At 70.7% G+C, this 24,115-nt stretch carries 19 protein-coding genes and 1 pseudogene; 10 read left to right on the top strand and 10 right to left on the bottom strand.

Features of this window, described 5'->3' with window-relative positions; translation table 11 throughout:
• Positions 1-53: 53 nt before the first annotated feature.
• Positions 54-494 (bottom strand): hypothetical protein, encoded by a 441-nt coding sequence (locus ACIG36_RS14190; RefSeq protein WP_399926569.1) that lies wholly within the window; start codon positions 492-494, stop codon positions 54-56.
• Between the two features lie 965 nt (positions 495-1,459).
• Between ACIG36_RS14190 and ACIG36_RS14185 the strand changes: the two genes are divergently transcribed.
• Positions 1,460-1,627, top strand: coding sequence for a hypothetical protein (locus ACIG36_RS14185; RefSeq protein ID WP_399926567.1), 168 nt, complete (start codon positions 1,460-1,462; stop codon positions 1,625-1,627).
• A 6-nt stretch (positions 1,628-1,633) separates the two neighbouring features.
• Positions 1,634-1,855 (top strand): hypothetical protein, encoded by a 222-nt coding sequence (locus tag ACIG36_RS14180; RefSeq protein ID WP_399926565.1) that lies wholly within the window; start codon positions 1,634-1,636, stop codon positions 1,853-1,855.
• Between the two features lie 571 nt (positions 1,856-2,426).
• Here ACIG36_RS14180 and ACIG36_RS14175 read toward each other — a convergent pair.
• The gene (locus ACIG36_RS14175) at positions 2,427-3,335 is read right to left on the bottom strand and encodes a ribosome-inactivating family protein (protein ID WP_399926563.1); all 909 of its coding nucleotides are present in this window, start codon (positions 3,333-3,335) and stop codon (positions 2,427-2,429) included.
• A 123-nt stretch (positions 3,336-3,458) separates the two neighbouring features.
• Positions 3,459-6,212, bottom strand: coding sequence for an ATP-binding protein (locus ACIG36_RS14170; protein WP_399926561.1), 2,754 nt, complete (start codon positions 6,210-6,212; stop codon positions 3,459-3,461).
• A gap of 417 nt (positions 6,213-6,629) precedes the next feature.
• Between ACIG36_RS14170 and ACIG36_RS14165 the strand changes: the two genes are divergently transcribed.
• Positions 6,630-7,568: a helix-turn-helix domain-containing protein gene (locus ACIG36_RS14165; RefSeq protein WP_399926559.1), complete on the top strand. Its 939-nt coding sequence runs from the start codon at positions 6,630-6,632 to the stop codon at positions 7,566-7,568.
• Between the two features lie 17 nt (positions 7,569-7,585).
• Here ACIG36_RS14165 and ACIG36_RS14160 read toward each other — a convergent pair whose 3' ends face one another.
• Positions 7,586-8,608 (bottom strand): helix-turn-helix domain-containing protein, encoded by a 1,023-nt coding sequence (locus ACIG36_RS14160; RefSeq protein WP_399926557.1) that lies wholly within the window; start codon positions 8,606-8,608, stop codon positions 7,586-7,588.
• A 367-nt stretch (positions 8,609-8,975) separates the two neighbouring features.
• Between ACIG36_RS14160 and ACIG36_RS14155 the strand changes: the two genes are divergently transcribed.
• The 4 genes from ACIG36_RS14155 (at position 8,976) to ACIG36_RS14140 (ending at position 13,504) form a co-directional block, all read left to right on the top strand.
• Positions 8,976-9,977: an alpha/beta hydrolase gene (locus tag ACIG36_RS14155; RefSeq protein ID WP_399926555.1), complete on the top strand. Its 1,002-nt coding sequence runs from the start codon at positions 8,976-8,978 to the stop codon at positions 9,975-9,977.
• 8 nt (positions 9,978-9,985) lie between these two features.
• Positions 9,986-10,738, top strand: a complete 753-nt coding sequence (locus tag ACIG36_RS14150) for an acetate uptake transporter family protein (protein ID WP_399926553.1) — start codon at positions 9,986-9,988, stop codon at positions 10,736-10,738.
• Positions 10,739-10,783: 45 nt separating this feature from the next.
• On the top strand, positions 10,784-12,682 hold the full coding sequence (locus tag ACIG36_RS14145) for an amidohydrolase (RefSeq protein WP_399926551.1): 1,899 nt from the start codon (positions 10,784-10,786) through the stop codon (positions 12,680-12,682).
• 159 nt (positions 12,683-12,841) lie between these two features.
• Complete coding sequence (locus ACIG36_RS14140; RefSeq protein ID WP_399926549.1) at positions 12,842-13,504, top strand: hydrolase; 663 nt, start codon at positions 12,842-12,844, stop codon at positions 13,502-13,504.
• Positions 13,505-13,570: 66 nt separating this feature from the next.
• Here the strand turns inward: ACIG36_RS14140 and ACIG36_RS14135 are convergent, their stop codons facing one another.
• Together ACIG36_RS14135 and ACIG36_RS14130 are read right to left on the bottom strand one after the other, a co-directional pair.
• On the bottom strand, positions 13,571-14,053 hold the full coding sequence (locus tag ACIG36_RS14135) for a phosphotransferase (RefSeq protein WP_399926547.1): 483 nt from the start codon (positions 14,051-14,053) through the stop codon (positions 13,571-13,573).
• 146 nt (positions 14,054-14,199) lie between these two features.
• Positions 14,200-14,328 (bottom strand): annotated as a pseudogene (locus ACIG36_RS14130) (Tn3 family transposase); the annotation flags it as partial.
• Positions 14,329-14,542: 214 nt separating this feature from the next.
• Between ACIG36_RS14130 and ACIG36_RS14125 the strand changes: the two are divergent.
• Complete coding sequence (locus ACIG36_RS14125) at positions 14,543-14,977, top strand: recombinase family protein (RefSeq protein WP_399927601.1); 435 nt, start codon at positions 14,543-14,545, stop codon at positions 14,975-14,977.
• On the opposite strand, the gene ACIG36_RS14120 is transcribed toward ACIG36_RS14125, so the two are convergent.
• Positions 14,967-16,226 (bottom strand): hypothetical protein, encoded by a 1,260-nt coding sequence (locus tag ACIG36_RS14120; RefSeq protein WP_399926545.1) that lies wholly within the window; start codon positions 16,224-16,226, stop codon positions 14,967-14,969. The two genes, ACIG36_RS14125 and ACIG36_RS14120, sit on opposite strands and share 11 nt — an antisense overlap.
• A 746-nt stretch (positions 16,227-16,972) precedes the next feature.
• Between ACIG36_RS14120 and ACIG36_RS14115 the strand changes: the two genes are divergently transcribed.
• A complete protein-coding gene (locus ACIG36_RS14115; protein ID WP_399927599.1) occupies positions 16,973-18,259 on the top strand; it encodes a hypothetical protein in 1,287 nt (428 codons plus the stop codon).
• Positions 18,260-18,536: 277 nt separating this feature from the next.
• Here ACIG36_RS14115 and ACIG36_RS14110 read toward each other — a convergent pair whose 3' ends face one another.
• Complete coding sequence (locus ACIG36_RS14110) at positions 18,537-19,514, bottom strand: phage tail sheath family protein (protein ID WP_399926543.1); 978 nt, start codon at positions 19,512-19,514, stop codon at positions 18,537-18,539.
• 1,432 nt (positions 19,515-20,946) lie between these two features.
• Here ACIG36_RS14110 and ACIG36_RS14105 point away from each other — a divergent pair.
• Positions 20,947-21,087 (top strand): hypothetical protein, encoded by a 141-nt coding sequence (locus ACIG36_RS14105; RefSeq protein ID WP_399926541.1) that lies wholly within the window; start codon positions 20,947-20,949, stop codon positions 21,085-21,087.
• 72 nt (positions 21,088-21,159) lie between these two features.
• Here ACIG36_RS14105 and ACIG36_RS14100 read toward each other — a convergent pair whose 3' ends face one another.
• On the bottom strand, positions 21,160-22,356 hold the full coding sequence (locus ACIG36_RS14100) for a cytochrome P450 (RefSeq protein WP_399927596.1): 1,197 nt from the start codon (positions 22,354-22,356) through the stop codon (positions 21,160-21,162).
• A gap of 469 nt (positions 22,357-22,825) precedes the next feature.
• Complete coding sequence (locus ACIG36_RS14095; protein WP_399926539.1) at positions 22,826-23,719, bottom strand: methyltransferase domain-containing protein; 894 nt, start codon at positions 23,717-23,719, stop codon at positions 22,826-22,828.
• Between the last annotated feature and the right edge of the window lie 396 nt (positions 23,720-24,115).

Genomic DNA, 24,115 nt, shown 5'->3' with positions numbered 1-24,115 from the left:
AATCGGTGCCCCCGGCGCTCCAGGCGCCGGGGACAACTCTTAGGGCGTGTCCGTCAGGGTGAGCCAAACTCTGGATGGGAGAGCGCAGTCAAGTCTTCATCTGACATCTCTCCGCGCAAGAACACAGTGACGTGATAGCCGACACGGTAGAAGGATGAGTTTGTCCCTTGGATGGCAACGCTCGGCAGTAGTTGCCATACGCGGCCCGGCGTCTCTTCCCAGGAGGTCTGGTCGACTGCCCAGAGTGCGTTGGTCGGAGAGGCGTGCCAGCTGTGGCTGGCGATCCAGCAAGCCGGGATACTCCGGAACGCGATTGCACCCACTGGCCGGGTGAAGATGGGGATGCGGATTTCCCAGCGCCCGATGGATTCGCTGCTGAAGGTGAACGGGTGCAGTACCGCAACTCCCGTCTCGATGAGGATGGCGCCGAAGCTCAATCTGACGCCATCATGGGCGATTTTTCCGCCCGGCTGTGTCCACAAGGTGCGTGACACGCCTACGGTGTGACTTCAATCCCCTGGATTCGCCATAACGTGATCCTTAACAGATCTGCACCACCTGGCGTCGCCGCGACGTGCCCAGTCCCCCTATTGTCCGGATACTCATCGTGAGCCGTTAGGGGGCACTGGTAGCGGCAAGCTGCCAAGAGGCGAGTGGTCGGGGCGAGGATCGTGGAGCCGGCTTCAGGGCGCTCAGCCATGCGTCCGACAGGAGGAGCCAGGCCTCGGAGAAGGCGAGGCCGTGCTCGTGGGTCACCACCCCACATGGGCAGCCGAGCGTGACCAGAGGCCAATCGAACGTCACCGTCCACGGGCCGGCCGCACCCCGCACGCCGGGCAGCCGACGGTCTCGGCCGTCCATACCCGCGGTAGCGGGCCTACGGTGGCGACGGAGCCGGCCCGCGTACGGGACCTGCCAGGATACGGCCGGGGTGGACCGTCCGGCCGACCGCTGCCTGGTGGAGGCCGCGACCCGCAGCGAGCTCGCCCGGATAGTCGGGTGTGCCGGCCGCGTGGACGCGCGCGACGCCGCGACATGCCTCCGAGGTCGGGGCCGGGCGGCCACTGAGCAGCGCCGGTGGGCGGAGGTCCGGGCCCGGCAGGCTGAGCGGCTGAAACGTCGCTCCGAGCGCCCGCTGGGGGCTGTCCATCCCACCGCGCCGCTCGGGGGAGCGCCGCCTACGCTGGGGGGAAGAGAGGTGACACTTTCTCCAGTACTCATGGAGGACGTAAGCCCCCAGCAGCCTGCGGTGCGCCGCAGCGAGAAGGGCGTCACCGTCCAGGAATCTGTGAATCTGCGAATCTGCCGAGTCGGCGGGCGGACTGGACCGGAAGGCGGGTTCCCGGCGGCCTCGAGTGTGCTCACGGCACCGAGAAGGTACGCAAAGGCGGTGGCCCCGGCGGCGGAATACCGCCCGAGCAGAGCCCCCGACACCCGTAGACGAAGGAGCAGCGTGGTCATGGAGCGGAGCAGCAAGCACGGCCCGAAGAAGGATGACGAGCTGAAGCGGGCGGTGCGGCAGCAGGCCCGTACTGGACGGACGACGCGGTCGGAGGAGTGGCGTGACCCCGAGGCCCTGGAACGTGACGAGGACTCGCCCCGCAAGCAGCGGCCCCCGAAGGGGTGAGCGGATATGAGCAAGCAGTCGTTCGACAAGCAGGATCCGCCGGTTCTCGTCCATCCGCTGATGGAGGGCATGCGGCTGGTGAAGGTCCACGGCCGGGCAGTCGGCAAGGCCCGGTCGCTGGAGGACCTCAAGAAGTTCATGGCCCAGGCGGGCCTGAGGGACGTCGATGTCGACAACCCGGCGATCGTCGAGTGGCACGGCGGCGGCAGCGGCGTCTGGAACGTGTGACACCCGCCGGTTCCCGGCGGGCGCCGCGGGGCGTCCCCGTCAGCGTCGGCGGGGAGGCGGACGAGCGCACCGTGGGCGATCACGGAACGGACGCTACCGGGACACCAGCCGGTACCCGTGGGCCGGACCCCGCAGGCCGGGCCGGGCGAAGATCCGCAGCGGAACCCGGCCCAGGTACCCGCTTGCCGGGTGGAGACCTCGGCAGGCCGAGAGCTGCGTCTGTCGGGTGGTCGATGAGAGCGCACTGGGCCGATGGGGCCACCTGACAGCGTTCAGTTACAGCGGTGTGACTGAGCGCTCCATCTGGCGGGACTCGCCGGCTGAAGCGCTCAGGAAGCCCGCTTCCTGGTCAGGTTGTCTTGGTCAGTCCGGTCGGGACTTGCCACTCGTGGCGACGGCCCCTGTTGGTCAGCCGCAGGCCGTTCAATCGGCCCAGACCCCCGGACGAGGCTGACTCGGACACCACTGGCCGGGCCGCCTTGGCGCGCTGGACAGTCGGTACCCGTCCCGACGCCGTCCACGGCCTGGATCAGCCGGCTCCCCGGAACCCTCTCCCGTGGCGTCGGCACGGTCACTTCCGGGCCTTGGAGCTCAGCTCCATGTAGCCGACGTAGGCGAGCAGGGCCGCCAGCGTGCTGAAGGTCCGGCTGCCGAGGCCGAGCACACCGTGGTCACCCGGCCGCAGCGCCCGGTACACCCAGTTGGAGATGTGGTCCCAGTTCTGCTCGAGGACGACGTTGTCGGCGCCGATGGGGTTGGCGGTGTAGTGGAGCATGTTGCCCCTGATGTTGTCGAAAATTCGGGCGAAGCGGGCCGCCTCGGAGGTGGCCTGGATGATCGTCACCAGCGAGCGCCCGATCGTCTCACGTCCCGGTCCGGTGTGGAGGTAGCGGGGCGCATCCCGCAGGGTTCCCAGGGCGCTGTAGAAGCTGAAGGCGTTGATGACCTGCTGCTGCCGCGCCGACGTGCTTCCGCCCGGCAGGGCGTTGTAGTTGCCGCCGAAGGGAAGGCGGTCGACCGGCACACCGCCCAGGACCCGGCTGAACTCGTCGGGCCAGGTGTCCGGGAAGGCGTAGTGGTGGTCGTCGCTGCCGTCCACGCTGGGCTGGTAGAAACCGGCCAGGTAGAGGTTGTCCGCCCAGAAGTACAGCGACCCCCAGTACTGTTCGCCCGCCTGGAGACGGATCTCGATGAGCCGGGCCGGTTGATTGGTGGTCTCGGCGAGCCTGTCCTGGCCGGGGATGCGGTGACCACTGAGGTCGTGAAGCCTCGCGATCAGGTCCCAGTAGCTCCGCTCGGCCGCCTCACCGCCGTGCTGCAGGTCGCTGATCTGCCAGGTCCACTGGGTGTGCGCGTCGTTGGGGTCGGCGTGCGCCGTCGGTGCCGCCGCTGTCGATATCAGGCCGATGGTCATGGCGAGCGCCATGGCCAGGCCGAGGAGGCGGCGGCCCGTCAGGTGCAAGAGGTTCCTCGGGAACATACTGCTGGGACTCCTTCATGGAAAGACGATCTCGTCATCGAGAATCCTTCCGGGAGCGCGGCGCCGGACTTGACGCTGACTGAACGCCTCCTGTTCTCCGCACGCACGAAACGCGCGCCCCGCTCACTCCCGCCGGAGGGCCTGGGCGAGGGCCGCGCGCGAGGTGATCCCCAACTTGGGAAAGATCTTGTAAAGGTGGGCCGCCACGGTGCGGGGTGACAGGCGCAGCCGCTTGGCGATGTCCTTGTTCGTCAGTCCCGTCGCGGCGAGTTCGGCGATGCGCAGCTCCTGTCCGGTCAGCTGCGCGTACCCGTCCGTGGCCGTTCCCACCTGGTGCCCGGCGGCACGCAGCTCCTGAGCGCAGAGTTCCTCCCACGGCCGCGCGCGCAGCCCGCGGAACGCCCGGAGGGCCTCACGCAGGACGTCGTGGGCCTCACCACGGCGATGCCGGCGCAGCCAGGAACCGTGAGCCAGCCGGAGACGGGCGAGTTCGAAGCCCCACTGCTCGGCGCCGGGTACGGCATAGGCGTCCCGGTAGCGCGCGTCCGCCTCCTCGTCGGCGGCGGCGAGGGCGGTGGCCGCGGCGAGCAGAAAGGCGTGGTGGGCGGAGATCTCCGCCATCCGTGCGGCCCGTCCCGCGGCGATGTGCGCCTGGGCCTCCTGCCGCCGCCCGGTGTGGACGGCCGCGTCCACGAAGTCGAAGAAAGGCAGGTGGAACCAGGGAAGGCCGCGGGGCAGGACGCCAGGCGGCGTGAGCGAGGACAGGTCGCAGTACGCGTCCTCGTGGCGGCCGTGTGCCAGGGCGACGAGGGCGCGCAGGTGGGTGAGGTGGTCGGTGACGAACCGCAGGCGGGCGCGCTGCGCCACCGGCCCGATCCGTCGTTCGATCTCACGCAGGCCCTCCTCGTCGCCGCGCCCGGCGGCGAAGTGGGCGTAGTACAGCCGGAACAGCAGCGCGTTGCAGTGGTAGCCGAGTTCGTCCGCGGCCTCGGCCTCCCGCAGGCAGTCGTCCGCCGCGTCCCAACGCCCCCGCAGGAAGTCCTGGTAGCAGCGGGCCTTGGCGATCGATCCCTGGGTGGCGTAGGCGTGGTGCCCGGTGAAGCGCCGCCACATGTCGCCGTCGGCGAGGTCGACCGCCGAGGCGGTCCACAGCAGCAGCCAGGCGCCCCCGGCTTCCTGCTCATCGCTCATCCGGTCGGCCAGGGCCCGCAGTTCCTCGGACGCGCCCCGCGCCGTGCGGGCGGGGTCGGACCAGGCGCGGTGGCACAGCCGGGCCATGGGGGAGACGTTCTCCTGGTGGGTCTCCAGCGCGCGCCAGGCCCGCGCGTCGTCGGTGTAGGTGGCGGCGAGCAGTAGCTTGAAGAAGACCTGCTCGGCCAGGCCGCCGAACGACTCCGCGCCGGGCGCGGAGAGGGTGTCGAGGGCCTCGGGCAGCAGGGTGAACGACGACTCGAAGTCCATCCGGTGGCCTTGGTCGACGTAGACCACGGCGTAGGCGAACAGCGGGGCGATGTCGGACGGCACGGGTGCCCGTCGTAACTCCTCGACCAGCTTTGCGGTGTAGGTGAGCCGGCCGCTTCGCGCCGCCATGACGGCCGCCCACGTCAGTCGTCGGGCCCGGGAGACGGGGTCGGCGCTGAGGACCGCTGCCCGGTCGAGCAGCAGCGCGCCTTCGGCGTCGCCGCCGCGCCGCGCGATATGCCGGCCCGCCTCCTGCAGCCGGGTGGCGAGGCCCTCGTCGGGGACGAGTGCCGAGGACGCCTCGTGGACCAGCCGGCGCGGGTCGTCCGCCTCCAGACCCGCCGCCAGAACCCGGTGGGCTGCGCGCCGCTCGGGGCCGCGGGTGGTGGAGATCACGGCGCTGCGGACCAGCGGGTGCCGGAAGGCCAGCCTCCCGGAGGTGTCCAGCCGGGCGAGCCCGCTCGCCTCGATCTCGTCCAGCACCGCCTCCGCGGCGTTCCCCGGGATGCCGTGCGGCCAGGCTCCGGTGTCGCCGGCCGTCGCACCACCGCCCAGGGCGGTCAGCAGCAGGGTCCGCGCGGCCGGGGTGGACAGGGACCGCAGCCGGCCGGTGAACAGTCGCTCCAGCCGCTGCCCCAGTGGCAGCCTCTCGGGGAGGGGGACGATGCCCTTGAGGTGGTCCTCGTGCAGCTGCCGGGGCAGCTCCACGAGCGCGAGCGGATTGCCTGCGGCCTCCTGGAGCACCCGGCCGGCGGTCGAGGCGGCCAGCTCGGGGTGCCACTGCCGCAGCAGGGCGTCCGCGTCCTCGGGGGCCAAGGCCTCTACGTCGACCGGATGCGTGGGCCAGCCCTCCGAGGCCGCGCCGTCGGACCGGCACGCGCTGACGACGACCAGCGGCAGGTCCGCGATCCGCCGGTGGAGGAACGCGAAGACGGTCGCGCTGGAGGAGTCGACCCAGTGCAGGTCGTCGACGAGGAGCAGCAGGGGCTGCCGACGCGCCGCCTCCGCGAGCAGCGTCAGCGCGGAGGCGCCGACGGTGAAGCCGTTCGGCGGCAGTCCGTCGCGCAGCCCCAACGCGCACTCCAGCGCCTCCCGCTGCCGCGGCGGCAGCGCTTCGGAACTCTCCAGCAGCGGCCAGAGCACCTGGTGCAAGGCCCCGAAGGCGAGCTCCGTCTCGGCCTCGGCACCCACCGCGCGCAGCACGGAGAACCCGGCCTCGCGCGCCCGCGCCTGCGCCCACTCCAGCAGGGCGGTCTTGCCGATGCCGGCCTCGCCGCGCAGCAGCGTCGCCGAGCCTCCCGCTCCGGTCCGCGCGTCGTCCAGGGCACGGCTCAGCAGCGCCATCTCCCGCTGCCGGCCCACGAGATGCCCGCCACTCCCTATGGACACCACACCGCTCCCCAGTCCCTCAGGCATCACGGGGTGGTGGTGTGCACCCCCTCAGGAAGGGGCTGCCGCCGGACTCACCACCACGTCCACGGGTCGTAACACGCCGTGGTCCGGCGCGCGGAACAGGATAGCGCCCACGACCCCTCCAAGATCATCCACTGGGTCGGGACAGTCAAACGACCTACGGCCTGCGGTCGCGGCGATCGCAGGCTGGAACCGCCGACACCGTGCCCCGGCGCCGCTCCGGCGCGCCGGCACCGGCATCCGCCCATCGAAGCCCGAGCGAGACGAGGGAAAGCCATGAGCTCCGCGACCATGCCCGCCAGGCATGCCCTACCCAGCAGGCACATCACGCCCACCAGGCCCGCCTTGCCCGGACGTGACGTCGGCGCCGCGCGCGATGGCGCACTCGCTCCGACTCTCGCCCCGTCACCGCTGGGAGGCATGCCGGGACCGGGTGCCGCACCCGTCACCCGGGTCACCACGCACGCCGTCGGTCCCCTGCGGATCACCACGGTCACCGGCCAGGCATCGATCGTGGTACCGAACTCCGTCATCCCGACAGCCCCCGGAGACCCGGGCCGCCTCGTCGTTGCGGTCCACGGACGCGGGGTCGCGACCTTCGTCCGGCACGGTGCGGTCACCGCATGCGGCCGGCTCGGCCGCGCCGTCCTCGGCGCCGCCGCCCCCTCCGCCGCCCCCTCTGCCGTCCACGAGCCTGCCGTCCACGAGTCCGCCGTCCACGAGGCGGAGGACTTCGAGCTGCACCTCGTCGACGTGCCGCTCCACCTGCTGGGGCCGGGCGGGGCGGACGTCGAGCGCCTGTGCCGCCTCCACCCGCACATCCGCGGCGAGGTGGCGCCTCTGCTGAGCCCCTTGCTGCGGGACCTCGCCGCAGGGGCGAGGGACCGCCCGCCACGGACGGCGGAGCGCCTGGCGGCAGGTGTCGTCGGACTGCTCAGGACGCTCGCGGCCGAGGCGGAACGGGTGGACGCTCCCGGCACGGGGCCGGACGAACGGGACCGGCACGACCTGGCGCCGCGTCTGCGGGCGCACGTGAACGAGCACCTGTGGGACCGCGACCTGACACCCGAGAACATCGCCGCGCACCACCACATCTCGACCCGCCTCCTGCACCGGATCTTCGCCGCCGAAGGCACCACGGTCGCCCGCTGGATCCAGCGGCGCCGCCTCGAGGAATGTCGCCGGGAGCTGACGCCCGCCCGGCCCGGCCGGTCCCGGCCGGCCGTGGCGTCGGTCGCGAGACGCTGGGGTTTCGCCAACCCGGCGCACTTCAGCCGCAGTTTCCGCGCGGCTTACGGCCTGTCGCCCACCGCCTGGCGCGACGGGCAGGAGGCGCCGGGCCGGCAGTCGGCGCCGTGAGCTGCGGGTCGCGGGCCCTACGCCGAGCGGCCCCCTGGTGCGGCCTGCGCAAGCGCCCGCGTTGCGCGCCACTCCCTCGGAGACCGTCCGTAGACCGTCTTGAAAACCCGGCTGAAGTGCGCCGGGCTGGGGAACCCCCAGCGCACGGCCACCGCCGAGATCGCCGGACCGGCCTGCCCCGGCGCGGGCCGCGCGAGCTCCTTCCCGCACTCCTCCACACGGCGCCGCTGGATCAGCCGGCCCACGGTCGCCTCCTCGCCCTCGAAGAGACGGTGGAGGTAGCGGACGGATATGCCGTGGGCTCGGGCGATGGACTCCGGGGTGAGGCCGGGGTCGCCGAGGTGCCGCTCGATGTAGGCGCGGACGACGGGCAGCAGGTGGTCGCGTGCCGTGCCCGGACAGACGTCCGCGCCTTGCGCGTACGCCGCGCGCTCCGCGTACGCGTCCACCAACGCGGCCAGGAGGTCGGCGACGTTGCCGGCCAGCAGGTCGCCCACGTCCGGGGCGATGTGGGCCGCGCGGTCGGCAAGGCGGTCCAGGAAAGGGGCCGGCAGAGCGGCGGTTTCCTCCCCCGGTGCGAGGGCGCGCCCTGTCACCGTCCGCAGTCGCGCCGCGGGAACGTTCAGGACCGGCCCGGGAAGCCGGAAGAACCGCTGCCGGAAGCGCTCCTTCTGCTCCAGTGAGAAGGGCCGCCGCAGATCGAGCACGGCGAGCTGCCCCGGGAGCAGGGCGGTGCTGCGCCCGTCCTGCGTCAGGGCCGCGGTCCCGGCCAACTGGAGGGCGACGGCGACCCCGTCGGCGGGGTCGTGGGCGACGAGCCGGGGCGTCCGGCTCAGCCGGACCGGGTCCGCCTCCAGTGACAGCACGCGCAGATAGCCGAGCCGGCACTCATCGAGCACGCCGTCGAAGCCGTGCTCCTGGCGCGCCCCGACCCGCACCGCGGCGGCCAGCGCGTGCTCGACGCCGTGCTGCCAGGTGGCGAGCCGTCCGGCTCCGGTGGCAAGGCCGGCACGGGGTGACGTTCCCGCGTCCGTGGGCATGTGACTCCTCGCTTCGGTCTGGGGCATGGCACCAGCGTGCGGGCGCGGCGCGGCGGCCGTTAGGTCATCTGACTGCCCTCTTCACGTCAGCTCGTCCACCCACCACTGAACGCGCACCCGTGGTCGCGCACCCGTGGTCGCGCGTCGGTGGCCGCCCGCCGGAGGCCGTGCGCCCTCGGCCATCCGCTGGTACCCACCCCGCCGACGGCTGCCCGTCCCGTGAGCGTGCGCCCGTGGACAAGCACATGTGCACGCGAGGGCACATCGGCGGACCGGCCCCGGTCTAGCGTCCTGCGGGTGCCCGTGCGCCGGCCGCGCCGGCCACGGAACCGGCACCCCCGTCCCACGACCCGAACGGGCTGATCCCATGACCGACCGCCAACCCTCGCCCGACCTCCCCGACCTCCCCGACCTCCCCGCGCCCCCCGTCCTCGAACCCGCCGCCGCGGCGTTCGCCGAGGCCACCGCCCGGCCGCCGTACCTCTTCCAACTCCCGCCGAAGGAAGGCCGCGAGGCCGTCGACGACGTCCAGTCCGGGCCCGTCGACCTGCTCGCGGTGGACGAGGAATGGATTACGGTCCCCGGCGGCCCCACGGGCGAGGTCAGGGCACGGATCGTCCGGCCCGCCGGCAGCACCGGCGCCCTCCCCGTGATCCTCTACATCCACGGCGCGGGCTGGGTGTTCGGCAACGCCCGCACCCACGACCGGCTCGTCCGCGAACTGGCCGTGGGCGCCGGCGCCGCCGTCGTCTTCCCCGAATACGCACTGTCCCCCGAGCACCGCTATCCGGTCGCCGTCGAGCAGAACTGGACGGTCGCCCGGTGGATCGTCACGGACGGCGCGGGCAGGGGCCTCGACGCCGGACGCATCGCCGTCGCCGGTGACTCCGTCGGCGGCAACATGAGCGCCGCCCTGACCCTGATGGCCAAGGAACGCGGCGGACTGACGCTCCGTCAGCAGGTGCTGTTCTACCCCGTAACCGACGCGTCCTTCGACACCGGCTCGTACCACCGCTTCGCGGAGGGCTACTTCCTGCGCCGTGATGCCATGCGGTGGTTCTGGGACCAGTACACCACCGACGAGGAACAGCGTGCGCGGATCACGGCTTCGCCGCTGCGCGCCACCACCGAGCAGCTCACCGGGTTGCCCCCGGCCCTCGTCATCACCGCCGAGGCCGACGTGCTGCGCGACGAGGGCGAGGCGTACGCGAACCACCTGCGCACCGCCGGCGTACCGGTGACCGCCGTGCGCTTCCAGGGCGCGCTCCACGACTTCGTCATGCTGAACGCGCTGCGCCCCACGGGTGCCGCCGAATCGGCCATCGCCCTCGCCGTCGGCACGCTCCGCCGGGCCCTGCGCACAGAATGACACCGCCCATGCCCGACACGACCACACCCGACACGACCACACCCGGCACGACCGCCCGCGGCCAGGACCTCCCGGCCGACCGCGGGTCGGGCCGGCATTTCGAACCCGATCTGCGACGCATGACGAGGATCAATCTGCGGCCCATCGCCTCTCCGCTGCCGCTCGGGTTCTACGCCGTGGCGATCGCCTCCGCCGTCGTCGGCTGTCTCCAGCTCGGCGTCTTCGAGGACGGCTCGCAGCGCGCGGTCGCCTTCACCATCCTGCCCGCCTTCGTCCTCCAGCTGCTCGTCGCCGTCCTGGCGTTCGGCGCCCGGGACGTGCTCGCGGCCACCCTGATGTCCTGCTTCTCCGGCATGTGGCTCGCCAACTCGCTGGTCCTCGCGCTGCACCCGCCCGGTGGCACCCGGGTGCTGGGTGTGCTGAACGCGGTGTTCTCCCTGTTCGCCCTGATGATGGCGGCCGTGGCCACGCGCAAACGCGCCCTGTGGCTGGTGCTGTGCGTCGCCGTGCCCCGCTTCGCCGTCGCCGCCGCACACAACCTCACCGGTGCGTCCTGGCTGGGTACGGCCTCGGGATCCCTGGGCCTGCTCCTGGCCGCCGTGGCGATGTACACGGCCTTCGCGCTGCTGGTGGAGGACATGCGCGGCGTGGAGGTGCTGCCCATCGGCCGCAGCGGGCCCGCGCACGCGGCGGTAGAGGGCGATCTGAGCGTGCAGTTGAGGGACCTCGAACGGCAGGCGGGTGTGCGGCGCACGCTCTGACCACCCCTGCTCCCACCCATCCCGTTCCCCCGAAAGGCAAGAGCCATGACGTCGATGCCGGTCAGCGGTATCACCCCCGCCCGCGGCCAGGACGACCCGGCCGGGGCCGGCCTCGTGCTGCGCAACGCGAAGATCTTCACCGGTGACCCCGGCCACCCCGCCGCGAGCGCCGTCGCCCTGCGCGACGGCCGGATCGTGGCGATCGGCGACGACGCGGACGTCGCGGGGCACATCGGGGCCCGGACGAGGGTCGTCGACGCGCTCGGCCGCCGGGCCGTACCCGGACTCAACGACTCCCACCTGCACGTCATCCGCGGTGGCCTCAATTACGTGCTGGAACTGCGCTGGGACGGCGTCGCCACCCTCCGGCAGGCACTGGCGATGCTCCGGGAGCAGGCGGGCCGCACCCCCAAGGGCCAGTGGATCCGCGTCGTCGGCGGCTGGACGTCCGACCAGTTCGCCGAGCGCCGCATGCCGACCCCGGCCGAACTCACCGCCGCGGCCCCCGACACCCCCGTCTTCGTGCTGCACCTCTACCAGTCCGCGATCCTCAACCGCTCCGCCGTCCGCGCCGCGGGCATCACCCGCGACACCCCCGACCCGCGCGGGGGCCAGATCGTCCGCGACCGGAACGGCGACCCCAACGGCGTCCTGCTCGCCGCGCCCAGCGCCCTGGTCCTCTACTCCACGCTGGCCGCCGCCCCAGCCCTCGACGAGGCCGGCCGGCGCACCTCCACCCGCCACTTCCTGCGCGAGCTGAACCGCTTCGGCCTCACCTCCGCCGTCGACGCGGCCGGCGGCTTCCAGAACTTTCCCGACGACTACGCCACCGTCGCCGACCTGGCCCGCTCCGGCGAGCTCTCGCTGCGCATCGCGTACCACCTCTTTCCGCAGACCGCCGGGCAGGAAATCGCCGACCTCAAGCGGTGGATCGAGACCGTCCGGCCGGAGGACGGCGACGAGTGGCTCCGCCTCAACGGGGCCGGGGAGAACCTGACCTGGGCGGCCGCCGACTTCGAGAACTTCGCGGAGCCCCGGCCCGAGCTCGCGGCCGGCTACGAGGGGGAGTTCGAGCAGGCGGTCCGGCTGCTGACCGAGAACGGCTGGGGATTCCGGCTCCACGCCACCTACGACGAGACGATCCGCCGCGACCTCGCCGTCTTCGAGAAGCTGGCCGCCGACGGGCTTTTCCCCGGCGGCAACCGCTGGTTCTTCGACCACGCGGAGACGGCCACGCCGCACAGCCTAGACCGCATCGCCGCCCTGGGCGGCGGCATCAGCGTGCAGAACCGCATGTCCTTCCAGGGCAGGGTGTTCGCCGAACGGTACGGAGCCGAAGCCGCCGCCCGCACACCTCCGCTGAAGGAGATGCTGACCCGGGGGATCCCCGTCGCGGCGGGCACCGACGCCACCCGCGTCTCCTCCTACAACCCCTGGGTCGCCCTGCACTGGCTGGTGACCGGCCGCACCGTGGGCGACCTGCCCCTCTATCCGCAGGACCGGCTCCTGACCCGTGAACAGGCGCTCGCCCTGTACACCCGCGCGGGCGCCCGCATGACGGGAGAGGAGAACGCCAAGGGCATCCTCAAGGAGGGATATTTCGGCGACCTGACCGTCCTGAGCCACGACTACCTCTCGGTGCCGGAGGAGGACATCCCGCACATCGAATCGGTGCTCACCGTCGTCGGCGGCCGCGTCGTCTACGCCGCGGCCGAGTACGAAGGGCTGGACGAGGCGCTGCCCCCGGTCTCGCCCGCCTGGAGCCCCGTGGCCCACTTCGGCGGGTACCAGGCCACCCCGCTGCCCAGCAGCACCGGCGCCCGCCAGGCCGACCTGCTCGCCGAGGCCGTCGCCGTGTCCGAACAGCACCGCCAGTGGCGCGTCGCCCGCGGCTTCGCACCCGAGACGCCTCCGACGGTCTTCGACCCCTGCTTCGTGCTCTGACAGCCCTCGCCGAGAGCCTTCGCGTTCCCTCACCGGAAGTGCTGTGCAGCGTCGGAACACCCAAGGTCACTGACGGTCAAGTTTCCTCCGCCGCACGGCCCGTAGCGTCGTGAGCGCCGGAGGAACACCCCTCCGGAACCACCCGAGAATGGAAGACCCATGGTCGACTTCAACGCCGTCCAGGCCGAGCCCAGCGCGGACCTGATCACCCCCGACAACGCGATGATGCTCTTCGTGGATCACCAGCCGCAGATGTTCTTCGGAGCCTCCAGCGCCGACCGCACCGGCGTCGTCAACGCCACCGTCGGACTCGCCAAGGCCGCCAGAGCCTTCGACGTGCCCGTCGTCCTGTCCACCGTCGCGGCCGAGTCGTTCTCCGGCCCGATCCTGCCCCAGCTGCGCGCCGTGTTCCCCCACCAGGAGATCGTGGACCGCACCACCATGAACGCCTGGGAGGACCAGGCCCTCGTCGACGCCGTCAAGGCCACCGGCCGCACCAAGATCATTCTGTCCGGGCTGTGGACCGAGGTCTGCCTGGTCATGCCCGCGCTGTCCGCCCTCGCCCAGGGCTACGAGGTCTACGTCGTCGCCGACGCCTCCGCGGGCGTGACTCCCGCCGCCCACGAGCACGCGATACAGCGGATGACGGCCGCCGGCGCCGTACCGGTCACCTGGCTGCAGGTACTCCTGGAGCTCCAGCGCGACTGGGCCCGCACGGAGACCTACGCGGCCACCACCGACGTGGTCAAGGAGCACGGCGGCGCCTACGGCCTGGGCCTCGTCTACGCGCACGCCATGGTCGACCCGCACGCCGCGGGCTGACCACGGACACCGCCCTGCCGTCGCTCCGCCTGACGGTGGGCCAGGACGGCTCCCGCGGCGGGGCGCTCACCGCCCTCGCCGCGGGAGCCGCGCAGCCGGCTGCACCGCCCGGCGCCTCACCCGGTCTTTCCTCCGCTGGTGTCCCTGTCCCGTCGGAACTGAGCTGTCGATGAGGTTGTGGCCAGGGCGGTTGCAGGTTCGGTGAGATGAGCCGGGTGGAGAGCGTGTCGGCGAAGGTGCTCCATTCCGCATTGCGTAGCGGCGTCGGCGAGGATTGCCTGAAGTCGTACTCGGCATTCGGCGACGAATGCGGGGAAGGTGTCCCAGTAGTACGAGTCCCCACTGACGCCCACCGCGACCGTCCAGGCGCGGGCGTGGGCCCAACAGATCGTCAAGGTTCAACTGCCGGGCTTGTGGCGGCAGGTCCCAGACCGTGGAGTGCTCGGCGTCGGGAAAGCCAACCGAGAGTCCTCCGAAGTCGATGACTGTGTGGAGCTTGCCTTCCCGGACCAAGAGGTTGGTCGGCTTGAGGTCGCCGTGGAGCCACACGTGAGGCCCGGAGGGCTCGAGGAGTGCGAGCGCTGCTCGCCACAACTGTTCCAGAGTGCGCCGATGTCAGGGGGCCCGGGCGGTCGTCGACTTGCCCTTGACGGGGAACCGCTGCCCGTCGGAGGAGGACAGCGTGCGCCGCCGAAGGCGCGGGTGAGCGGGAGGCGGTGGTGGTTGACCACCGCGGCGTTCGCTGCGGCCAGGGTCTCCTGGCGCAGGTACCACTCCTGGGTCCAGGCCGGGATGTCGTAGGAGATCGAGCACGCCTCCGCCATCCGTACCAGGCCCCAGATTCGTCGCGTTCGCGATCAGCACGGCTGTGCTCGGTGCCCAGCGGAGCCTCGGCAGCAGTGAGCCGATCGTACGCGGCGGCCTGGGCGAAATGGGCGGTGGCCCACGCAATGCGCTTGTCCTGGGCGTCTTCGCGGCCGATCGAAGGCCTCCGGCAAGCTCGCCCGCCGCCCCGAACTCGACCGGGCACTCGACGCCCTGCGCGCCGGCGACCCACTGGTGGTCGCCAAGCTCGACCGCCTCGGCCGCTCCCTGGAGAACCTCATCGAGCTGTCCAAACGGCTGGAGGATGACGGCGTCGCCCTGGTCGTGCTCGACCAGGGCATCGACACCTCCACCGCGATCGACCGGATGTTCTTCCAGATCCTCGGCGCCATCGCCGAGTTCGAGCACGCCCTGATGTCCGAGCGCACGATGGACGACCTGGCCGCCGCCCGCGCCCGCACCGGCGGACAGAAACCAAGCTCGGCCCCCGCCAGGTACAGCTGGCGGGGGCGATGTACGAGGAGAAGGACGACAAGGGGCACAGTTGCTACACCGTGGCGCAGATCGCCGACGCCCTCACGGCCTGACCGACGAGTCGCTCCAGGAGAGCCGCGCCCACCCCGTTTTACGGTGCCGGTTACGGGATGATCACCTGGAAGGGCTCTTTGTCGATGATGCGGTCAGACCGCACCGCAGCTCCGAACTCATCACGGCCCGCCGCGACGTTGTCGGCCCTGGTGACGTGGGAGCGCACACAGGGCGCGTTCGCGGCGTTCGCGCCGTTCCGCAGGACCTTGACGTTCTTGACATCCCACACACCACCCACCTGCTGGGGAAGGATGTCCACGCACAGGGAACCCATATTGCCGCCCTCTTCGGACGCGGCGAAGGGGAACTCATCACACGAGTCATCCGGCACCAGCGAATTGTCCTTCACGAACTTGTCCGGTCCCAGATTGCAGGTAATGTCTCGCCTGCGGTCTATTTCCTTTTCGGTGGCTTGCTTGCGGTGTAGGGGTTTGGCCTCGGTGCCCATGCTGAAGGTGGTCAGGTTCTTCTGCGCCCACTCGTAGGTGACGGCGGCGGCCCGGTAGAGCGACTTGCGGATGGTCACGTTGGCCATGTGCTCCGGGATGACGCAGCCCGGCCATTGGCCGACCATGTCGTCACAGCGTATCTGGGGGCCGAGCCAGTCGGCGTTCACAGACGGCAGGCGTACCGAGGGAAGCAGGATGTCCAATGCCAGGTGGTATTGAGGCCGGACCAGCGCCTGTGTGCCCTTGCTGACCGAAGAGCTGTAGGTGATGGACCCGCCACCCTCGCCACCCACTTTCTCCAGCTTTGCCACGACGGGCCCTGACGTCACGGCGCACTGGCCGATGCAGGTGGGCAGCAGGGCCATCTCCACGGCGGGGATATTGTCCGTTTTCTTGCGCAAGATGGCGACAACGCTCTCTGTCCAATTGGCCTTCGGCGTGTCCTTGAGCCTGGAGTAGATCGCGAGGTCGCCCTCGGCGCCGCCGATCACCGTCTTCTGATCACTGCTCAGGTAGGTCCATTTCAATCCCTTTGTCACGCAGTACGCGAGGCGAGTGGAGTTGTCTGGGGGTTGTTTGCCGCACAGGCTGTCCGGACTGTTCGGATCGTCGCCGTCGCGGGGAGCGGGGGCAAGGGTGCGTGCGGGGGCGGGCGATCTGGAACTGACCTTGTAGCAGGCCCACGCCGCGTCCTTAGGGGCTCCTTTGCCCGGGGGGACGGGCTGGCAGGTGCCCTGGCCGTGGGGGGCGGGCCGGGCCGTGGCCGGGACAGCGGCGGCCTGGGAGGTTCCCATGGCCGGCAGGGCGGCGGTGAGGGCGAGTGAGGCTATCGCCGCCAGCAGTCCTCTGACGCGTTTCAAAGGTGGTCCCCCTTATTCCGGTGGCATGTAAATCCACTCGGGATCGAGCCGGCGTAGTGCCAGAATCTTCCACGTTCGTTCTTCGGCCCGTTCGGGCCTCACACCGCCGCCCGTCTACGCGACGGCACTGCCGCGGTCGGCAGGATGCGCGGGCGCGGCGGCCGTCGCTGGACCGCCGGACGCTGCCCGGTCGGCCGTCGGGATCGACGCTCCTCCTTCCGACTCACCGCCTGGTCCTTCCGACTCACCGCCTGGCTCGATTCGCTGGATTCTCTTCCGTCGCGCCGATGCCTCTCTGCCCCCATCGTTCATAGGGCCGTTCACGCCGGCGCGCAAACATTCAAGGCGCCACGGCCGCCCAAGGTCCTCGGTTTCAGAATGTGCAAGTTGGCCGAATATCGTGATGGCTTGGTGGCGGTCGGCCGCGCCGGCGGACGATGAGGCCGGTCCGGCAGTCGCCGGCCGTCGAGGTGACGGCAGCGGAATCACGACTGAAACAGCCCGTCTGTGCGGCGGCGGTGGCGGATCTTAGCTCCGCAGATGAAATTCTGACGACCCCCGGGCAGGTCAAGGCTGTCTAACAGCCCATGAAGGGTCATGGGTTTCGCCTCGGACCGGCTGATTCCGCCATCGTCACTGCGTCGCTGCCGACGCTAGGTTCGCCTCGATCGACCACCGCTCCCCACCACATAACTGGCAGGGTTCCGGCCTGGGGCGTGATGGCGCCCGGCCAGGGAAAGGGCATGATGAGCCACTTAAGATCTTCCGGCCGCTGGGCCAGAGGGCTGGTCGCCCTCACCGTGACCGCTGCATCGACGCTCGCCGCCATAACTGCCGTGGCCGGCCCCGCCGCCGCGGCAGGGCATCCGAAACCCGCCACAACCGCCGACAAGCCGAAGCTCGGCGACGCCTGCACCTCCGCCGATCTCGGCAAACGCCACCCGTTCATCAAGACCACCGAAGTCTCACCGACGATCACCCACTTCAAGGGCTGGTACGTCACCGAGGGCACGACCGGCACCCAGACCATCTCCACCAACACCCAGACCACCATCTCGGTCTCCGTCGGTCTCAACGGCACCGTGCAGGGCAGCTTCGCCGTCGAGGCCCTCGGCATGGTCGGCGCGAGCCTGGGCCTGAACGTGCAGGTCAACTACTCCTCCACCAGCAGCGTGTCGAATTCCATCACCTGGAACTTCTTCCAGCCCGGCTACTACGGGCTCTACAAGGGCACCAAGAAGGTCACCGGCACCTACGGCAGTCTCAACTGCAACCGCGTCCAACAAGGCGACGGCAGCTACGCGTTGAAGTGGGTCGAGGGCCCCGACAGCGGCAGCTACACCACCTACACCACCGTCGAGGAAGGCGCGGTGCGCTGCGAGGACAAGGTCTCCGCCAACAGCGTCATGGCCAAGGCACAGAGCCTGCTGGACTGCGGCAGCGCCACCGCCAAGCACGCGGCGGGCCCGGTCCCCTCGGCGAAGGCCGAGGCCGCCAAGGCCAGGCACGAAGCCGAGAACGCCGCCAAGGCCGAGAAGAGCGTGAAGGCCACCGGGAGCCCGGCCCCCGCCACACGGGCCGCCCTGAGCTGCCAAACCGGCGCCTACAGGATCGACGTACCCGGCAAGCCCCTGAACTGGAGCGCACCGCTCCTGGCCAACGACGGCATCCGCCTGCGCCAATCTACAATCTTCAGCGCCCACCTGGACAACTGGTTCCTGTGCAACGTGACGGAGAACAACGGCGTCATCGAGGCGTCCCTGAAGAACTGGGGCAACGGGGGATGCGCAACCATCCCGGCAAACATCGCCAACCAGGAGCAGGCCTACCTGACAACGGCTGCCTGCGGGGAGGACGACCTCCAGCGGTTCTACATCTACCGCGATGTACCCGGCAGCTCGAAGATCGGTGTGCAGAACAAGTACACCGGCTCCATGATGGGCCACGACCGGTACGCGGACGGGCAGCTCATCCGCCAGTACTCCAGCGGCAGGCAGGACGGAACGGGTACGTATACCCTGACCGGGGTCTGACGGCCCCCTCCCTGTGAACGCAGCCCCGCACGTGAATCCCCGACCTCCCGGTTCCGTGCGGGGCGTTACGGCTGGACTTGATGGATGTCAGTGGGGTGCGGGCTCTCGGCCGGCTCGGACAGCCGTCCCGCAACGCGTCCCGTTGCCTGGGGGTCTGGGCGGTTCCGGGACGGGCTGCGCGACCCGCGTGCCGCGAACGGTGGCCGGCCCAGAACCGGTCGTTTCCCGAACGGCCGCATGTTCGGGGCGGCGCCGGTTGTTCCAGGCCCAGGGGTGGTCAAGGCCTAGGTGCCCCTACGGCCTGTGTGACCGTGAAGTAGACGAATTCGCCGGGCCGGGTCGGGGCGATGCCGATGTCGCAACGGACCACGTTCTGCTGGATGGTCGGCGGGGTGTTGTTCGTGCTGTCGCACTGGACGGTGAACGCTTGCTCGGGGCGCGCGCCTGGCATTGCGCCCTTGCGCCATTGGTCCGTGAGGAACTCGGTGATGGCGCCACGCAGGGTGGACCACAGGCGTTCGTCGTTGGGCTCGAAGGCGGCCCACCCGGTGCTCTGCTTGATGGAGTCTTCGAGGTAGCAGGCCATACGCCGGACGTTGACGTAGCGCCAGTCGGACTGGTCCGCGTCGGCTTGGGTGCGTGCGCCCCACACGCGGATGTCCTGGCCGGGGACAACGCGGGAGCAGTTGATGCCTCGCTCGTTCAGGGCACCGTTCTGATGGTCTTCGATGGTGTACGCCAGGCCGGACACCCCACGGAGCAGCTGGTTGGCCGGTGGCTTGAACACGCCGCGCTCCGTGTCGGTGCGGGCCCAGACGCCGGCGATGTGGCCGCACGGCGGCACGGTCCGCTCAGTCCCGGCGAGGCCGGGCACGGTGACCCACGGGTAGTACACGGTGGCGAAGGACGTGTCGCCGCTGAGGGCCGGCAGGTGGTCCAGGAGCCGGTCGGGGGCGATGTCGGGGGGCGCGTCGAGGATGGCCACCCGGTCGCCCTTCGTCGCGCAGTGCCGCACTACCGCGTTCATCAGCGTGGCCGCATCCGCCTTGTCCGCCATCGCCCACAGCTCCGGGACAGCGACCATGGACACCTCGGACAGCTCCTCCAAACCGGCCAGGCCCGTGCCCGCCTGCGCATCCCCCTCAAGGGCCTCAAGCGGTGGCAGGGAAGGGTCGAGCGGCACGACGTAACAGGAGCGGCCGCCGTTGGAGAAGAACCCGCACACCGCCTCGGCCAGATGTCCGTCCGAGGACAACTGCCCCGGCGTCTTCGAAGCGGCCTCGGAGTATTCATTCCAGGACCCCAGATACACCGGCCGTTCCGGGGGGCCTGCGTACCCGAGAAAGGCCGGAATGGATGTTCCCGCTTCTGTGATCGCGCGGACATTCATGCGAAAACTCTCCTCTGCTACGGGCGCCGGGGCCTTCCCAGCGGCGTACCTGGAGACCTCGGCATGAGCCGCCTGCGGTAAACCCCCGCCGCGGCTCTGCCGCGGCCCGGCGTGACCCCGGTCCCTGGGCCTGCACGGCTGGCCTCAGCGCTGGTGTCCTGAGGAATCCGAAGACCCCTTGCCGCCCACGTTCACTCGTGCGGGCGAAGCGCGACAGGCGCTCGGGGGTGCTGCCGGAGACTTCCGATCACGTGAGGGGAGGGTGCCTCGAAGCGCGAGGCGGCGGTGGCCCCGGCCAACGCAGCTGCGCGAGGCCGGGCACGTCGAGGCCCTGGTCGACAACGTCCGGAAGCGGAACATCGAGGCCCGCGCGGAAGAGGCTGAGCGGGAGCTTCTGCGCTCCTTGCAAGGGACGGTGAAGAAGATCGTTCGCCGCGCCACAGCCGAGCCGGCCGCCGAAAACGACGAGGACCCGTAGGCCCCGTGCACTACACGTGTTGCATCCGCTACAGTGCTCCGGACCGCTCCTGAGCTGCGGAAACTCCATCCGCACACTCGCGGCGCCCCGGAGAAACATCGGGGACCTGGACGCCACCGGTGAGGACATCGAGCGGGACTGGCCCGAGCGCACCGCCTCTTCGGGATAGCGGGGGATGAACATCAAGGCGGTCTCGAAGCCCGGCCCCGTCTCCACGGAGATGCCGTGCGGCCGTCCTGCCGCGAGAGCCGCGCCCAACTCGTCCAGGCAGTGGCCGTTGTCGTCGTTGCGCAGCCCCAGCGGCCAGGCCGCCGGGACACCGTCGACCTCGGCGGCGAGGACGTGATCAGGATGCCGTTGCCGCACTGGCGCCCGTCCAGGTGGTACATGCCCTCGGTGGGGTGGAACGCGGTGCCGAACCACTCCGTGGCCGACGGGTTGGTCCCGCCGGGCGAACGCCGCGGTTTCGCTGCTTGTGACGTCCCATGATGTGCCTCGCAGACGTGGCCCTTGCACGGGCCGAACGGTCCGCCGAAACCCTCAACCGGCAGCCCGGCAGCCCGGCAGCCCGCCCGCCCAGGCACGCCGCAGGTCTGACGATCACCTGTCCGGCCTCACCGACGACGCACCTGGCCCGGCACCGGTCCCTACCGGGGCCGCTCGGCGGCTCGGTGAGCTGGTCGGCACCACCAGCACGGAAGAGGTCACGTCCTCTCTCGTCGCCGTCCTCCGCCAGGTCGGCCAGCAGCCGTCAGACGTACCTTTCGCTCGCTCACGGCGGGTACCACAGCTCGTCGGCGTTTCCTGAGGAGGCTCTCCGTGAACTGGACGCTCGAAGTCATCCCGGTCCCTGTCAGCGACATGGACCGGGTGAAGGAGTTCTCGTTCATGTCCTTCGAGGACCCGGGCGGCAACGACTGGATGGTCCAGGAGGCCCCGTCGGAGCTGTCGGAATGCTGAGCGACGACGAGCCGGGCGACAGACCAGCCATCGGGCACCGCCGCTACCGTCGTTACCGCCCAGGGCCGGAGCTCACCAGGTGACCGGCAGGTCGACCGGGCCCCGGATCAGTACGTCGGTCTGCCACCGCACCTGGTCCTGCGGAATCGCCAACCGCATCGCGGGCAGTCGGCGGACCAGGGTGGAGAGCAGGACCTCCGACTCCATGCGGGCGAGCAAGGGGCCTACGCAGAAGTGCGGTCCGTATCCGAAGGCGACGTGCGGCGGGCCCTTGCGGTCGAAGTCGATGCGGTCGGGATCGGGGTAGACCCGCTCGTCCCAGTTGGCCGTGACGTAGGAGACGTAGACGAACTCGCCCTGGCGGATCAGGACGCCGCCCACCTCGACGTCTTCGGTGGCGATCCGTGGCTGACCGACCCCGTGCTTGTGCGGGATCCAGCGCAGTAGTTCGTCCACCGCCTGCGGGACCAGCTGGGGTTCGGACCGCAGCCTGTCCATCAGCCTGGTCCGGGTGAGCAATGCGTACATCATGTTGGAGGTGTTGTTGCGGACCGCATGCCAGCCGTTGAGGCCCATCAGGGTGGCGAGGGCGAGGAGCTCTTCGTCGTCGATGCGGCCTTCGCCGACGGCGGCCACCATCGCGCTCATCAGGTCGCTCCGGGGCTCGGCCCGGCGCTGGGCGGCCAGATCACGGAAGTAGCCCCTGGCGGCTTCCTTCACCTGCCGCGCGCGTTCGGCACCCGCCTGGTCCGACGCCCTTGTCAGCAGGGTCTGGGCCCAGTCACGCACGCGGCTGCGGTCGGCGGCCGGGATACCGAGCACTTCGCTGACGACGTCCAGGGGAAACGGCGAGGTGATGTGGCGGATGAGGTCGGCGGGGGGACCGCTCTCGAGCAAGCCGTCCACAAGGCGGTCGAGGATGGCCTGGGCCTGAGGGCGCAGCCGCTCCATGTTGCGCTGGGTGAAGGCGGGGGCGACCACCGCGCGTACGCGGGCGTGGTCGGGCGGGTCCACGAAGCTGACGGCCCTGTCGAGCGGGATGAAGTGCTTGGTCATCTTCGGGATGGGCAGACCGACGATGTCGCGGCTGAACCGCGGATCCGAGGTGACGAACCGTACGTCGGCGTACCGCGTCACCAGCCAGCAGTCACCTTCGCCATGCGGCAGCCGGATCCGGGAAACCGGGGCGTCCTGCAAGGACTTCCGGAGAAAAGGATCGAAGTCCAGCGCCGGCACGTCGGCCACGTCGTACAGCCGTGGACATTTCATGCTCACTCACAGCCGCCCCTCCGCCATGGCCGCCCGGCGGTTCCGTCGCCATGCACACTGATGAATCTAAGACATACAAGGGCTGGGCACGGGAAATCGCGGCAAGAATGATTTAACGGCTATTTCTGCCCCTGATCGCGTGAGCACGGCGGCCAGGGCGTGGCGCACTCCGCGCGGGTCACGTGTGTCGGGGACTTCAGCCAGCTGCTCCAGGAGCCCTGGGATCTCCTCGGGGCGGGGTTCGGGTTGCTCGTGGAGTTGGCTCGAGGCCAGCCGGGATGGGGGATGATGTATCGGCAGGTACGGTCTTCCCCCTCGATCACGGGGCGTCCAGAACTCCATGGTCTTCGAAGCCTGTGCGCGGGCTGGCCCCAGCTCCGGTGACGCGCAGCGCGCACCGGAGCGAGCTGCCTGGCCTCCCTCGACGAAACAGCGCTGTGGGCAGGTCGGACAACGCCTGGATCCGCACCTAACCGAGTGCCGGAGGGTGCTCTGCTGGGCGGCGTCCCCAGGCCGAGATCAGCGGGGCGAGTGTCAGGTCGAGTGTGCCTGCGTGGATGGCGGCCAGGTGCGCGTCGATCTCGGCGTCGTCGGCCAGGCCGGCCGCGAGCAACTCGCCGCGTACGTGCCGGATGGTCGCCGCCTCCAGCCGGTCGCAGGCCGGCCCGCCGACCGGGAAAGAGCCCGCCGCGGCGACATCCACCAAGCCGGCCTCACGCAATGCCCGCGGCAGTGTCCGGCCGTAGCGCAGGTCCGCGCCGCGGCGCGCCAGCAGTTCCCGGATCGCGTCGCGCAGCCGGTTGGCCCGCCGCTGCGCAGGGCTGCTGTCGTCGAGGCATGCCAGTGGCTGCAGAGCGGTGTCGGCGTCCTCGACCAGCAGCCAGCCGCCGGGCCGTAGTGCTGCCGCCATCGTGGCCAACGCGCGAGCCCGGTCGGGTACATGGACCAGCACGAGCCGGGCGTGCACCAGATCGAACGTCCCCACCTCCGGGGGCGGATCAGCGGTGACGTCGTGCCGGCGCACCTCGTACCCGTCGCCTGCCTTGAGCCACGACGGGTCGATGTCCGTGGCCAGCACGTGCCCGGTCGGGCCGACGGCCGCCGCGAGCGCCTCCGGGATACCGGGGCCACCGGCCCCCACCTCCCAGCAGCGCCAGCCGGCCCCCACCCCCAGTCGATCGAAGTGCCCGCGCGTCACACCGTCGAACAGCTCGGCCAGCCAGACGAATCGCTCGCCGGCCTCGGCGCGCGCGTTGTCCAGCAGGTACCCGCGGGCGGGAACGGAATCCCCACCGAGCGCGGTGGTCCCGCATATCGGATCCGGTCGGCCATCGACGTGCGGCGGGCGGGGCGAGGAGGTCATGACTACATGGTCAACCTTCCCAGGCCACCAGCGCCACGACGACGGGAGAGGGATGTCTCACACAGTCGGCGAACCCCGCACGTCCTACAGCACGGTCCCGCACCCTGACGCGCCGAAAGGCGTCCATGTATTCGGCCCCCATGGTCGGCGCCATGTCCATCCCTGAGGTGACGCCGGCGCAGGTCCACACCCGCCCGTCCCGAATGAAGATCGGTTCGGCCTCGACCCGGACGCCGGGGTGTTCGGCGGCCCATCGTCCTGCGGTGAGCCAGTGGGTCGTGGCGGGTCGGCGGTCGAGCGGCCCGGCGGCGGCCGGCAGGTGCGCTGTCGCGCAGTTCGATCCGATCGGCCGGGCCTTGGAGGGCCGCATGGTGCAGCCAGTTGGTGACCTCCTCG

Origin of the sequence: Streptomyces sp. NPDC053048, from assembly GCF_044547045.1 — a bacterium.
In the GTDB taxonomy this organism is placed as follows: domain Bacteria; phylum Actinomycetota; class Actinomycetes; order Streptomycetales; family Streptomycetaceae; genus Streptomyces.
The sequence above is the reverse complement of the archived record's forward strand: the minus strand, read 5'-3'. Positions and strand labels throughout refer to the sequence as shown.

What these genes read in the sequence shown, in the direction of transcription:
- ACIG36_RS14145 (WP_399926551.1), top strand. Translation starts at nt 10,784, where the DNA reads ATGACGTCGATGCCGGTCAGCGGTATCACCCCCGCCCGCGGCCAGGAC.
- ACIG36_RS14185 (WP_399926567.1), top strand. Translation starts at nt 1,460, where the DNA reads ATGGAGCGGAGCAGCAAGCACGGCCCGAAGAAGGATGACGAGCTGAAG.
- ACIG36_RS14115 (WP_399927599.1), top strand. Translation starts at nt 16,973, where the DNA reads ATGAGCCACTTAAGATCTTCCGGCCGCTGGGCCAGAGGGCTGGTCGCC.
- ACIG36_RS14165 (WP_399926559.1), top strand. Translation starts at nt 6,630, where the DNA reads ATGCCGGGACCGGGTGCCGCACCCGTCACCCGGGTCACCACGCACGCC.
- ACIG36_RS14170 (WP_399926561.1), bottom strand. Translation starts at nt 6,212, where the DNA reads ATGCCTGAGGGACTGGGGAGCGGTGTGGTGTCCATAGGGAGTGGCGGG.
- ACIG36_RS14175 (WP_399926563.1), bottom strand. Translation starts at nt 3,335, where the DNA reads ATGTTCCCGAGGAACCTCTTGCACCTGACGGGCCGCCGCCTCCTCGGC.
- ACIG36_RS14180 (WP_399926565.1), top strand. Translation starts at nt 1,634, where the DNA reads ATGAGCAAGCAGTCGTTCGACAAGCAGGATCCGCCGGTTCTCGTCCAT.
- ACIG36_RS14140 (WP_399926549.1), top strand. Translation starts at nt 12,842, where the DNA reads ATGGTCGACTTCAACGCCGTCCAGGCCGAGCCCAGCGCGGACCTGATC.
- ACIG36_RS14160 (WP_399926557.1), bottom strand. Translation starts at nt 8,608, where the DNA reads ATGCCCACGGACGCGGGAACGTCACCCCGTGCCGGCCTTGCCACCGGA.
- ACIG36_RS14150 (WP_399926553.1), top strand. Translation starts at nt 9,986, where the DNA reads ATGCCCGACACGACCACACCCGACACGACCACACCCGGCACGACCGCC.
- ACIG36_RS14095 (WP_399926539.1), bottom strand. Translation starts at nt 23,719, where the DNA reads ATGACCTCCTCGCCCCGCCCGCCGCACGTCGATGGCCGACCGGATCCG.
- ACIG36_RS14155 (WP_399926555.1), top strand. Translation starts at nt 8,976, where the DNA reads ATGACCGACCGCCAACCCTCGCCCGACCTCCCCGACCTCCCCGACCTC.
- ACIG36_RS14100 (WP_399927596.1), bottom strand. Translation starts at nt 22,356, where the DNA reads ATGAAATGTCCACGGCTGTACGACGTGGCCGACGTGCCGGCGCTGGAC.